Annotated in this window: 12 protein-coding genes; 9 read left to right on the top strand and 3 right to left on the bottom strand. The window is 72.2% G+C overall.

Features of this window, described 5'->3' with window-relative positions; genetic code table 11:
* Nucleotides 1-11 precede the first annotated feature (11 nt).
* The gene (locus tag HHX40_RS25780; protein WP_117409967.1) at nt 12-695 is read right to left on the bottom strand and encodes a response regulator transcription factor; all 684 of its coding nucleotides are present in this window, start codon (nt 693-695) and stop codon (nt 12-14) included.
* Between the two features lie 157 nt (nt 696-852).
* Here HHX40_RS25780 and HHX40_RS25775 point away from each other — a divergent pair, with 157 nt between their 5' ends.
* Complete coding sequence (locus HHX40_RS25775; RefSeq protein ID WP_182882670.1) at nt 853-1,479, top strand: hypothetical protein; 627 nt, start codon at nt 853-855, stop codon at nt 1,477-1,479.
* Between the two features lie 27 nt (nt 1,480-1,506).
* Here HHX40_RS25775 and HHX40_RS25770 read toward each other — a convergent pair whose 3' ends face one another.
* Nucleotides 1,507-2,175, bottom strand: a complete 669-nt coding sequence (locus HHX40_RS25770; protein WP_182882669.1) for a DUF305 domain-containing protein — start codon at nt 2,173-2,175, stop codon at nt 1,507-1,509.
* Nucleotides 2,176-2,591: 416 nt separating this feature from the next.
* Between HHX40_RS25770 and HHX40_RS25765 the strand changes: the two genes are divergently transcribed.
* The 8 genes from HHX40_RS25765 to HHX40_RS25730 all read left to right on the top strand — a co-directional run bounded on the left by HHX40_RS25765 (nt 2,592) and on the right by HHX40_RS25730 (nt 10,976).
* The gene (locus HHX40_RS25765; protein ID WP_117409964.1) at nt 2,592-3,596 is read left to right on the top strand and encodes a LacI family DNA-binding transcriptional regulator; all 1,005 of its coding nucleotides are present in this window, start codon (nt 2,592-2,594) and stop codon (nt 3,594-3,596) included.
* Nucleotides 3,583-5,079: a serine/threonine-protein kinase gene (locus tag HHX40_RS25760; RefSeq protein WP_138462233.1), complete on the top strand. Its 1,497-nt coding sequence runs from the start codon at nt 3,583-3,585 to the stop codon at nt 5,077-5,079. The genes HHX40_RS25765 and HHX40_RS25760 overlap by 14 nt, the downstream gene beginning before the upstream one ends.
* Nucleotides 5,080-5,299: 220 nt before the next feature.
* On the top strand, nt 5,300-5,728 hold the full coding sequence (gene mscL / locus HHX40_RS25755) for a large conductance mechanosensitive channel protein MscL (protein ID WP_182882668.1): 429 nt from the start codon (nt 5,300-5,302) through the stop codon (nt 5,726-5,728).
* 137 nt (nt 5,729-5,865) lie between these two features.
* Nucleotides 5,866-6,261: a GntR family transcriptional regulator gene (locus tag HHX40_RS25750; RefSeq protein WP_138462235.1), complete on the top strand. Its 396-nt coding sequence runs from the start codon at nt 5,866-5,868 to the stop codon at nt 6,259-6,261.
* A gap of 35 nt (nt 6,262-6,296) precedes the next feature.
* Nucleotides 6,297-7,187 carry an ABC transporter ATP-binding protein gene (locus HHX40_RS25745; RefSeq protein ID WP_182882768.1) on the top strand — a complete coding sequence of 297 codons (891 nt, stop codon included), beginning with the start codon at nt 6,297-6,299 and terminating at the stop codon, nt 7,185-7,187.
* Nucleotides 7,184-8,245 (top strand): ABC transporter permease, encoded by a 1,062-nt coding sequence (locus HHX40_RS25740; protein WP_182882667.1) that lies wholly within the window; start codon nt 7,184-7,186, stop codon nt 8,243-8,245. Before HHX40_RS25745 ends, HHX40_RS25740 begins: the two co-directional genes overlap by 4 nt.
* A complete protein-coding gene (locus tag HHX40_RS25735) occupies nt 8,242-9,675 on the top strand; it encodes a S41 family peptidase (RefSeq protein WP_310738276.1) in 1,434 nt (477 codons plus the stop codon). Before HHX40_RS25740 ends, HHX40_RS25735 begins: the two co-directional genes overlap by 4 nt.
* A gap of 41 nt (nt 9,676-9,716) precedes the next feature.
* Complete coding sequence (locus HHX40_RS25730; protein WP_182882665.1) at nt 9,717-10,976, top strand: alpha/beta hydrolase family protein; 1,260 nt, start codon at nt 9,717-9,719, stop codon at nt 10,974-10,976.
* Here HHX40_RS25730 and HHX40_RS25725 read toward each other — a convergent pair.
* A partial coding sequence (locus HHX40_RS25725; protein WP_182882664.1) for a WD40 repeat domain-containing protein occupies nt 10,913-11,592 on the bottom strand: 680 nt, incomplete at its 5' end. The two genes, HHX40_RS25730 and HHX40_RS25725, sit on opposite strands and share 64 nt — an antisense overlap.

The raw sequence follows: 11,592 nt of genomic DNA, 5'->3' as shown, positions 1-11,592 counted from the left end.
GCCGCCGGCCCTCAGGCCTCTGCGGGAGGACTGAGACGTACGCCGACACCCCGCACGGTGTGCAGGTAGCGGGGCCGCGAGGCGCTCTCGCCGAGCTTGCGCCGCAGCCACGACAGATGCACGTCGATCGTCTGGTCGTCCCCGTACGACTGCCGCCACACCTCGGCCAGCAGCTGCCTGCGCGAGATCACGCGGTCGGGGCGGGCGGCGAGGTAGGCCAGCAGGTCGAACTCCCTGCGGGTGAGGTCGAGCGGCACCCCGTCGAGCCGCGCCTCCCGGCGGTCGGCGTCGACGACCAGGCCGCCGACCTTGACGACCGACGCCGGCGCCCCCGGCCTGGCCCGCCGCAGCACGGCCTCGAGCCGGGCGTTGAGGTGGTCGCCGGAGAACGGTTTGACCAGGTAGTCGTCCGCGCCGTCGCGCAGCAGGCGGACGATCTGCGCCTCGTCGTCGCGCGCGGTGGCGACGATGACCGGCACGTCGGAGATCGCCCGGAGCATCTTCAGGGCCTCGGCGCCGTCGAGGTCGGGCAGTCCCAGGTCGAGGATCACCACGTCGGGGGCGACGTGGGCGATCTCCCGCAGGGCGTCGAGCGCCCGGCCCGCGCTGCGGACGGCGTGGCTGCGCCCCGTCAGGTCGCGGATGATCGCGGAACGGACGAACTCGTCGTCCTCCACCACCAGAACGGTCGCCATGGGGCAGAAACGTACACTCTTCACCCCCGTCGCGTCCGCCGAAGAGCGATGCGGAAGATGCGGATCAAGGGAGATATGCCCCGCCCTTATGTCCATTGAGATCATCCGAAATCAGTCAAGGCATGGGCTCAGGACACGAGATAGAGTGAGCGGCCACATGAGACGGGCCACCGGTTACACGATCGCCTGGTGCGGGGCCACCGCACTGGCCGTCGGCGTGTCCTGGCTGGGCGTGCGCGACGTGCTGCGCAGCGCGGTCCTGGACGACGCCCCCCTCGCCCCGGTGGTGGCCGTCGCCGCCCCGGTCACCGCCTACGCGGCGCTTCCGTCCGCCGATCCGGGGACCGATCCGGACGCGGCCTCCACACCCGGCCCGCCCTCTCCGTCCCCGTCCCTGTCACGGTCGTTGTCACCGACGCCGCGTCCGGCGCGGCGGAACGCGACCGCCACCCCGTCGCGGACGGCCCGGTCCTCTCCCACGGCCCGCGCCGGCCGTCCGGAGGATCCGGCGGGATCGGCCCCTCCTCCGCCGAGCGCCCGGCCGCGCCGCGACCCGGCGGAGGAGACCCTGCACACGTTCACCCTGAAGGGCGGGCGGGCGACGATCGCCGTCACCTCACGGGACTGCCGGGTCGTCACGGCGACACCGAACGACGGCTACCAGGTCAAGGTCTGGGAGGAGGAGCAGTGGCTGCGCGTCGCGTTCCTCCGGGAGGTGCACGAGTCGTCGGCGTTCTGCGCGTGGAACGCCCTGCCGCCCAGGCTCGACACGTACGAGCGCTGAGCGGGGGCCCGGCCGGGCGGCCGGGGGTCACTTCAGCTTGGCGAGGTACTCCTTCAGCTCCTTGACCTCGGCGGACAGGGCCGTGGAGATGGCCGTGGCCAGCGCCTTCCCGCCGTCGAACGCGCCCTTCTTCTGCTCGACGCCTGCGATCGCGATCGCCCCGCCGTCATGCTTGATCATGAGGGTCGTGAACCGCTTGTCGAAGGCGGGGCCGCTGAGCTTGGCGAGGGCGTCGATCTCGGCCCGCGTCTGCATGCCGGGCATCTTGTGGTCACGCGGCAGCGGCTCGGCGCCCCACATGTCGAGCCAGCCCTTCAGCGTGCGGATGTCGGTGTCGCGGGCCGAGAGGATCCGCGACGCCATGTCCCTGACCCAGGGGTCGCCGGCCCGCGACTGGGCGAGCGTGGCCAGATCGACGGCCTGGAGGTGGTGCGGGATGATCCGGCCGGCGAACGCCACGTCGGCGGCGTTGTGATCGGCCGGCGCGTCCGTGGCGCCCGGCTCGGCCGGCGTGGCGGTGACGGTCGCGTCGTTCGAGGGCACGGCGGCGGCCGCCGAGGCCGGGGCGGGGGCCGGAGAGGGGGAGGCGCCGTCGGCCCCTCCGCAACCGGCGAGGAGGGCCATCGCGAGCACGGCGGTCATCGCGCCCGTCAGGCCGGGGTTTACAGGGAGCGGACGGCGGGGGGCGGTCGTCACTGGAGAGCCTTTCGGGTTGGGGCTGGGGGACGGCGGGCACGGCCACCGGGACCGGGCGTGGGCTTCCGGCTCGGGTCGCCGCCGACCCTGCGCCGCACCGGCCCTGGTTCCTGGCGGAGGACCCTACCGCCATACCGCCACCGTCACCATGCTGTTACGGGCGTCCACCACCCGCCGAGCCGTCCGCTTTACGGCACATTTACTCAGATTTACGGACAAGGTGGACATACGGGGTCAAAGCGAACTTTGACTACCCCAAGCAACCCCTGTGCTCTAGCCTCCAACTATGTCAAACGGGAGCGAAACTCTACGAAAGGTTTCACACCGAGGAAACCTCTGTTGACACGAGCGAAACAGTGATACTTTCGCTTGGGAGCGCTCCCAAGCCGTGTGAACCTTCGGGCCGAGGAGACCGGATGGCCGATCTTCCCACCCTCGCAGAGGTAGCCGCCGCAGCCGGCGTCTCCCCGGCAACAGCTTCCCGGGTCTTGACCGGCTCGGTACGCGTGACCACATCGACCCGTCGGCAGGTCCATGACGCGATGTCGCGTCTGGGCTATGTCCGCCGCCGTGCCCCTCGGGGTTCGGCGGGCAGGCGGGCCGAGCAGATCATCGCCGCGGTCGTCTGCGAGCACAGTCCACGCCTATTCACCGAGCCGTTCTATGCCAGGCTCCTGTCCGCGTGCGAGGAGGTGCTGGCGACCCACGGGGTGCCGATGGTCGTGATGACCGCGACCCCCGCGACCGCCTCCATCGCCGCGCCACCGCTGGTCGCGGGCGCCGTCGACGGCGTGCTCCTCATCGGAGCGCGAGCGCGGCACCCCCTCGCGGTAACGCTGGCGGCGTCTGGCGTCCCGGTGCGCTGTGCCGGGCGGCCGCCAGACGGGATCGACCTCCCGTTCGTCGACATGGACAACCGTGACGGCGGACGGCAGGCGGCCGAGCACCTGCTGCTCAACAACCGCAAGCACATCGCCACGATCGCCGGGCCGCCGACCCTGCCGGCCGCCCGCGACCGGCTGGAGGGCTTCCGGCAGACGCTGCGCGACGCGGGGGTGCTCGACATGCCCGTGGCGTACGGCGACTTCACCCACGCCTCGGGCGCGCACGCCATGCAGTGGCTGCTGCAACGGGCGCCGCACCTCGACGCCGTCTTCGCGGCGTCGGACGTGATGGCGGCCGGGGCCATGCAGACGCTGCGCCGTGCCGGCCGCAAGGTGCCCGACGACGTGGCCGTGATCGGGTACGACGACGCGCCGGTGGCCCGGCACACGTCGCCGACTCTGACCACGGTCCGGCAGCCCGTCGAGGAAATGGCCACGCTCGCCGCACGACTGCTTCTCATGACACTCGGGGACGGGGAGAATCCCAAGGGCAATCCGGTGCTCCCCACGGAACTGGTGGTTCGTGAATCGGCCTGAGCTTCGAGAAGGCGACATCCTGACCCGTCGTTACCTGCTCCAGGAGCGGTTGGCGACGGGCGGGATGTCGGTCATCTGGCGTGCCTTCGACCAGTCACTGCAGCGCATGGTCGCGATCAAGGTGCTGGACGGCTCGCTCGACGACGAAAACCCCGGCCGGGAACTCATGCGCAGGGAGGCCAGGGCCACCGCCCGGCTGATCCATCCCGACGCGATCGAGGTCTACGACTACGGGGAGACGGTCACGAACGGCGGCAGGCTCGCGTCCTTCGTGGTCATGCGGTTGCTGGAGGGCCGGTCGCTGGCCGACCGGATCATGGAGGGTCCCCTGCCCTGGGCCGAGGCGACGCAGATCGCCGCCGGGCTGGCGCAGGTGCTGGCGGCGGCGCACGACCGGGGCATCGTCCACCGTGACGTCACCCCGGAGAACGTGCTGCTCGCCGCCGACGGGCCCAAGCTGCTCGACTTCGGGATCGCCGCGTTCATCGGCGAGGCCGACGACCAGCTGGTGGCCGACTTCGGCACACCGCCCTACGTCGCGCCCGAGCGGCTGAGAGGGACGACCGCCGATCCGGCGGTGGACGTCTACGCGCTCGGCGTGCTGCTGTTCGAGATGCTGACCGGTCACCTGCCGTATCCCGAGAAGACCTGGGAGGCGATCGAGGCGGCGCGGCGGGAGGGCCCGCCACCGGTCCCCGAAGGGGTGCCCGGCCTGCCGCAGGAGGTCGCCGACCTGTGCCGGCGCTGCCTGTCCGGCGATCCCGTCGACCGGCCGAGCGCACGGGCGGTCGCCGCCGCCCTGGCCTCGGTGCGGAAGCCGCCGGGGCCGCGAGGCGCGGGCTGGGGCGCCGCCGCCGTCGGAGCCGCCGCTCTCGGCGGCATCCTGTGGGTCTCCCAGTCGGGCGGCCAGGGCCTCGGCGCCGCCGCCGTGCTCAACCCGGCGATCGCGCAGCCGGCGCAGGCCACCGCCACGCCGTCGGCCGCGCAGGCTGAACCCGTGACCGAACCCATGACCGAAGCCCGCCACACAGCGGGGCCGGTCGCCCGGCACACCGCGAAGCCGGTGGCCGACCCCGGGCGCCGGCACGGGCCCACTCCCTCCCCCTCCGCGACGAAGACCAGGGTCAAGAGCCGGCACGGCGGCGACTCCGCCCAGCCGCGCGCGACGGTCACCCGCAAACCCGGCGTGACCACGCTGCCCCTGGCCACTCCCGCCCCCTACCTGGCGGTCGAGACCGCGGTCCGCCGCTTCGCGCTGCTCGTGGACGGCGCAGAAGCCACCCACGACATCGACGACGACGTGGCGCTCGACCTCAAGCAGGTGCTGCGCAACGCGGTGGCGGCGGGACAGGGAGTCACCGAGGTGCGGACCAAACTCGAGGTCCGCTACGGCGAGGGACGGCTGCCGCTCCTGCTGAAGCAGGAGCTGCACCACGCGCTGGACGGCGTTGAGGCGGCCCTCGCCCGTTCTACTGGTACCTGATTTGGGAGCGCTCCCAGAACAACTTTCTGTTGTTTTCTGTCAGACCCGGTAGTCGGAGCGCGTCCGAAAAACACCCCGGCTCGGACCGAAATATTCGTCTGTTCGTCCGCCGGGCGAGCCCACCGCTCCGCCCGGCCCGGCGACGACAGGGTCTATCACCCTCCCCGATCCGCGTCAAGTCCTTGAATAGCGGTGGCAAAACCGGATACCTCGTTTCCTCATGAGCGGATTCAAGAAGTTCCTGATGCGGGGCAATCTGGTGGAGCTCGCCGTCGCCGTGGTCGTGGGCGCGACGTTCAGCGGGCTGATCCAGGCTCTCGTCAAGGACCTCATCACGCCCCTGATCGCGGCGATAACCGGAGGCAAGGAGCCCGACTTCTCCGGCTACACGTTCACCGTCAACGGCGCGGAGTTCAAGTACGGCGACTTCATCAACAGCCTGCTGTCGTTCCTGATCGTCGCCGCGGTGGTCTACTGGCTGGTCGTCCTGCCGATGACCCGCTTCCTGGCGCTCTTCGAGACCAAGAAGGAGGCCACCGAGAAGCAGTGCCCCGAGTGCCTGTCGGACATCCCCCTCGACGCCCGGCGTTGCGCCTTCTGCACGGTCGAGCTGTCCACGGTCGCCGCGGCGGACAAGCCCCCCGCCTGACCTTCGCCGCCCCCACCGGCCCTCGATGGACCCTCCATCGGGGGCCGGCGCGTCTCCGCGGCAGGAGATCTCTCGATCCTTATCCTCGCTTTAACATCTAGATGTCTAAAGTACTAGGCACCTAGATAAATGGAGCTATGGTGATCGAGTTCTACTTGGACGGCCGGTCCGGTGTCTCGCCCTACCTGCAGCTGGTCCAGCAGGTACGGCACGCGCTGCGGCTGGGCCTGCTACGCGAAGGCGACCGGCTTCCGACCGTCAAGGACGTCGTCGCGCGGCTGGCGCTCAACCCCAACACCGTGCTCAAGGCGTACCGGGAGCTCGAACACGAGGGCCTGGTGGCCGCACGGCCCGGGATCGGGACGTTCGTCACCAGGACGCTGACCGACGCCTCCCTGGCCGCGCACGGCCGGCTGCGCAAGGACCTGCTGCGCTGGCTGGCCGCGGCCCGCCTGGCCGGCCTCGACGACGAGAGCATCGAGGCCCTGTTCATGAGCGCCTTCAGGACCTCCTCCCAGGAGGACATCGCATGATCGGGCGATCGGCCGATCCGGCCTCGGGAGAGCCGATGACCCCCGTCCTGCGGGCCCGGGGACTCGGCAGGAGGTACGGCAGGCGGTGGGCGCTGAGAGACTGCACCCTCGACATCCCGGGCGGGCACGTCGTCGGCCTGGTGGGCCCCAACGGGGCCGGCAAGACCACGTTGCTGAAGCTGGCGGGCGGCCAGCTGGCGCCGACCGCGGGAAGCATCACCGTGCTCGGCGGCCATCCGGCGGGCGGCGCGGCGCAGCAGGCCAGGATCGGGTTCGTCGCCCAGGACACCCCCGTCTACGCGGGACTGAGCGTCGCCGACCACCTGCGGCTGGGGGCCGGGCTCAACCCCGGCTGGGACGCCGCTCTCGCCCGAGAACGCGTCGAACGGCTCGGCCTCGATCCCGCGCACCGGGCGGGCAGGCTGTCGGGGGGCCAGCGGGCCCAGCTCGCCCTCACCCTGGGCCTGGCCAAGCGGCCCGAGCTGCTGATCCTGGACGAGCCGGTCGCCGCGCTGGACCCCCTGGCCCGCCGCGAGTTCCTCCAGGGCCTGATGGAGGCCGTCGCCGAGCACGAGTTCAGCGTGGTGCTGTCCTCACACCTCGTCTCCGACCTGGAACGGACATGTGACTACCTGATCGTGCTGGTCGACTCGCGCGTCCGGCTCGCGGGACAGGTGGACGACCTGCTGGCCACGCACCACCGGCTCACCGGCCCGCGACGCGACCCCGACCGGCTCCCGGCCGGCCAGCACGTCGTCTCCGCCAGCCACACCGACCGGCAGAGCACGTTCGTCGTCCGCACCGAGGACCCGATCCACGACCCCGCCTGGACCGTCAGCCGGCTCACCCTGGAAGACCTCGTCCTGGCCTACATGGAGGGGCCGGCTCCCGCCCAGGGGCGCCCGGTTCTGGAGGTGCGGCGATGATCTGGCTGACCTGGCGCCAGTTCCGCGGCGCGGCCGCGACCACGGGCGCCGCACTCGTCGTGCTCGCCGTCGCCCTGGCGCTGACCGGGCCGGAACTGGCCTCCGACTACTCCGCCGGGATCACCGCCTGCGCCCGGGACGGCGGCTGCGGGCAGTTCTTCGACCGGTTCTTCGACGACTACCAGGCCCCCTTCCAGGCCGCCACCGTCATCGTGCTGCTCCTGCCGGCCCTGGCCGGTCTCTTCTGGGGCGCGCCGCTGGTCAGCCGTGAGCTGGAGGCCGGCACCCACCTGCTGGTGTGGAACCAGAGCATCACCCGCACCCGCTGGCTGGCCGTGAAACTCACCGTCGTCGGCGGCGCCGCCGTGGCCGCGGCCGGGCTGTTCAGTCTCGCGGTGACCTGGTGGTCCGCTCCTCTGGACAAGTCCGCCGCCCCGGGCTTCACGCTCATGGACCCCCTGGTGTTCGGCGCGCGCGGCATCGTCCCCATGGCCTACGCGGCATTCGCGTTCGTTCTCGGCGTGACCGCCGGGCTGGTCGTCAGGCGAACCCTGCCCGCCATGGCCGTCACCCTGGCCGTCTTCGCGGCGATCCAGATCGTCATGCCGTTGACGGTCCGGCCTCATCTCCTCCCTCCGGTCAGCTCCGCCTTCGAGCTCGGCCCGGAGAACGTGGACTCGTTCGGCAAGTCCAGCGACAAGGAGTTTCCCGAGGTGATCCTCGATTCGGCGATACCGGGCCACACGGGCGCCTGGGTGCTGTCCAGCCGCCTCGTCGATCCGTCCGGGCGCGTGGTGGGCGGCGACGGCGCCCCCGTCACCGTCCGCGTGTCCGTCACGTCGGGGCCGTGCGCGCCGTCGCAGCAGGCTCAGGAGGAGGGACGGGGCATGGACGGCTGCCTCGCCGAGATCAACCGGCTCGGCTACCGGCAGCGGGCGACCTACCAGCCGTTCGAGCGTTTCTGGGCGTTCCAGTGGATCGAGACCGGGGTCTACGCGCTCCTCACCCTCGGCCTCACCGCGTTCTGCTTCCGGTGGCTCCGGAGGCGGCTGTCGTGACCGTCAGGTCCGTGGCGTCCGGGCTCGTCCTCCTGCTCACGGTCGCCTGTACGGCACAGACGCCGCCCCGCGCGGAGCCCGGCCCGACGACCGCCGGTGGATCGCCCGTGTGCGCGCCGCCCCGGGGCGCTCCCGCGCCGGAGACGCCCACCACGATCGACGTGGTCGAGCAGGCGTACTTCTGCATCCTCGCCGACTACTACGGCGGGGCCACACTGGACGCGCGTTCGCTGCTGAGCGCGGGATTCGTCGCGTTCACGCAGGAGCTCAACCGCGGCGGGCGCGACGTGCCCGAGGCCACGATGCCGGCGTTCACCGGTGACCGGAAACGCGACTGGGCCGCGTTCGAGACGGTCTACCGGCGAGTCGTCGACCGCTTGCCGGACGACGCCGGGCTCCGGGAGAAGCTCGCCGCCGCCACGCTGGAGGCCGTCGTGGCCGCCCTGGACGACGACCACGCCCGCTGGAACCACGGCCGCCGGCGTCCGCCGGACTCCTACGACGACGACCAGTACGGCCTGGGCCTGCGGGCCAGCGCCGGTCCCCAGGTGAACGTCGACCCCGGAACCGCCCTGCCCCCGTTGTTCGTCACCGCCGTCCTGGGCGGACCGGCGAAGGCCGCGGGGCTGCGCCCGGGCGACGTCGTCGAATCGATCGACGGATCGGCGCCCTTCGTCGACGGAACGGTCACCCCCGCCGCCGTCACCGCGCTGTACCCGCAGTACCCGGAAGACCGGCCGGTCCGGCTCCGGTTGCTGCGGCAGAGCAGCGGCCGGCGCTGGACGGTGACGCTCAAGCCGGGCCTGTACCAGCCCGATCCGGCCGCCGTGCAGGTGGTGACGTCGAAGCTCCTGGGGGACGGCGTCGCCTACGTACGGCTGAGCGGCTTCGCGCCCGACGTCGCGGACCGGTCGCTCAGAGCCATCTCCAGGATGGGCGGCGGCCGCACCCTGACCGGTGTCGCCTTGGACCTGCGCGGCAACGGCGGCGGGAGCCCCGACGAGGTGAACAGGTTGCTCGGCGCGTTCGCCCACGACAAGGTCACCGCGTACCAGTGCGCCGCGGACGGCGGGTGCGAGGCCATGCGGACCGACGACAGCGTCGCGCTGCTCGGCCTGCCGCTGGTCGTACTCACCGACCGGGGCTGCGCCTCGGCCTGCGAGCACTTCAGCTCCGCCGTCAAGGACCTCCGTCTCGGCCGGCTCGTGGGGACGCGGACCGCGGGCGCCGTCTCCGGCCCGGCGCAGCCGTACCTCCTCGGCGACAACACCCTTCTGGCGTTCCCGTCGAGGCATCACCTGGCCCCCGGCCGCGAGGTGATCGACCGAGTCGGCGTCGCACCCGACTACCACGTGCCGCCGACCCCCGAGGACGCCGCCGCCGGGCGCGACCCCGCTCTGGACAAGGCCCTGGCCCTGCTGCACGGGTGACCCGCCCATCTCCCGCCGTGCCCCGAAAGGACGGATGCTTCATGAGTCATGCCGTCGGATCGGCGCCGGTCCCGCGCGGTGGCCTGCCGGCCGCCTCCGGACTGGTCGCCTTCTCCCTGACCGCCTTGTCCCTGGCCGCCTTCTCCCTGACCGGCTGCTCCACGCCCGCCCTCCCCCGGTCCGTCCCGGCCGCCGCGTCCGCCCGCCCGTCGGCCACCGGCGTCCCGGTCATTCCCGCGCCGACCGCCGGCGGGCGGCCCGTCGGGACCACCACCCTGTATCTGAAGGACGCCTCCCGCCCCGACCCGTGGGTGCCGGAGGCGGAGGCCAGGGAGCTTATGGTCACCCTGTGGTACCCGGCGCGGGCGAGCGGGGGCCGGCGGGCCCCGTACATGACCGCGAAGGAGTCGGAGCTCACGCTGAGGGGCAAGAAGGTGACCGGCGTGCCGTACGACCTGCTGAGCAGGACGCGCACCAACGCCTACCAGGACGCGGAACCGGCGGGGCGCAGGGCGGGCCTGCCCCTGGTGGTGCTCTCCCCGGGTTTCACCATGCCCCGCGGCACGCTCACGGCGCTCGCCGAGGAGCTGGCCGCCGGTGGGTACGTGGTGGCCGGCGTCGACCATGCCTACGAGAACTACGCGACGACCTTCCCGGACGGGCGGGTCGCCGAGTGCGTCGCCTGCGACAGCGACGGCGACCCCGGCTTCGGCACGAAAGTGGTCGGGGTCAGAGCGGCCGACGTGTCCTTCGTGCTCGACCGGCTCACCGGGCGGGGCGCCAAGTGGGAGGGCTCCGCGCTGATCGACGCGTCCAGGATCGCGATGGTCGGCCACTCCATCGGCGGGGCGAGCGCCGTGGCGGCCATGCTGAAGGATCCCCGGATACGCGGCGGGATCGACATGGACGGCACCACGTACGCCCGGATCCCGAAGCGCGGCCTGTCGCGGCCGTTCATGTTCATGGGGTCGGCGGGCCACGCGCCCGGAGGCCGCGACAACTCCTGGGACCGCGACTGGAGACTCCTGACCGGATGGAAGCGCTGGGTCGTGCTCCCCGGCGCGGATCACCAGTCCTTCACCGACGTGCCGCTCCTGGCGGGCGCTCTCGGCCTCGGCGTCCCGGGGACAGTGTCCGCGGCCCGCGGCGCCGAGATCACCCGCGCGTACGTCCGCGCCTTCCTCGACCTGCACCTGCGCGGCGAGCCGCGGCCTCTCCTGGACAAGCCCTCGTCCCGCTACCCCGAGGCCGAGCTGTGCGCCCCGGAACGCAAGACCTGCGGAGCGGGGCAGGTGGGCTGATACGGCGCGGTGGAAACGTACTGCTGCCACTCCTGCCGCGTGAAACCCCGGCCCGCGACGCGGCAGGCCGCCTGGAGAAGGTCACGGGGCAGCCCGACGTCCCATAGCCACACCCTCGGGTCCTTCCCGCCCGAGGCCAGGCGGCTGCCGTCGGGACTGAAGGCCAGCGTGCTCACCCAGCCGCTGTGGCCGCTCAGCGGGCCGCGAACCTGCGTACGGGTGGCCGTGTCCCAGATCCGCACCGTCGTGTCGGCCCCACCCGAGGCGAGACGAGCGCCGTCCGGGCTGAACGCCACCGCGTACACCCCGCCGGTGTGACCGGTCAGCGGCGCCCCCATCTGCCTGCCCGAGGCCGCATCCCACACCCGCACCGTCCCATCGGCCCCGCTCGACGCCAGGCGCCTGCCGTCGGGACTGAACGTCACCGACGTCACGCGGTCCTTGTGACCGGTCAGCGGGGCACCGACCTGCCTGCCCGAGGCCACTTGCCACACCCGCACCGTCCCATCGGCCCCGCTCGACGCCAGGCGCCTGCCGTCGGGACTGAACGTCACCGACGTCACGCGGTCCTTGTGACCGGTCAGCGGGGCACCGACCTGCCTGCCCGAGGCCACTT

Origin of the sequence: Microbispora sp. H10949, assembly GCF_014161435.1 — a bacterium.
GTDB classification, from domain to species: domain Bacteria; phylum Actinomycetota; class Actinomycetes; order Streptosporangiales; family Streptosporangiaceae; genus Microbispora; species Microbispora triticiradicis.
The sequence above is the reverse complement of the archived record's forward strand: the minus strand, read 5'-3'. Positions and strand labels throughout refer to the sequence as shown.

What these genes read in the sequence shown, in the direction of transcription:
- HHX40_RS25780 (WP_117409967.1), bottom strand. Translation starts at nt 695, where the DNA reads ATGGCGACCGTTCTGGTGGTGGAGGACGACGAGTTCGTCCGTTCCGCG.
- HHX40_RS25775 (WP_182882670.1), top strand. Translation starts at nt 853, where the DNA reads ATGAGACGGGCCACCGGTTACACGATCGCCTGGTGCGGGGCCACCGCA.
- HHX40_RS25765 (WP_117409964.1), top strand. Translation starts at nt 2,592, where the DNA reads ATGGCCGATCTTCCCACCCTCGCAGAGGTAGCCGCCGCAGCCGGCGTC.
- mscL (WP_182882668.1), top strand. Translation starts at nt 5,300, where the DNA reads ATGAGCGGATTCAAGAAGTTCCTGATGCGGGGCAATCTGGTGGAGCTC.
- HHX40_RS25750 (WP_138462235.1), top strand. Translation starts at nt 5,866, where the DNA reads ATGGTGATCGAGTTCTACTTGGACGGCCGGTCCGGTGTCTCGCCCTAC.
- HHX40_RS25745 (WP_182882768.1), top strand. Translation starts at nt 6,297, where the DNA reads ATGACCCCCGTCCTGCGGGCCCGGGGACTCGGCAGGAGGTACGGCAGG.
- HHX40_RS25740 (WP_182882667.1), top strand. Translation starts at nt 7,184, where the DNA reads ATGATCTGGCTGACCTGGCGCCAGTTCCGCGGCGCGGCCGCGACCACG.
- HHX40_RS25730 (WP_182882665.1), top strand. Translation starts at nt 9,717, where the DNA reads ATGAGTCATGCCGTCGGATCGGCGCCGGTCCCGCGCGGTGGCCTGCCG.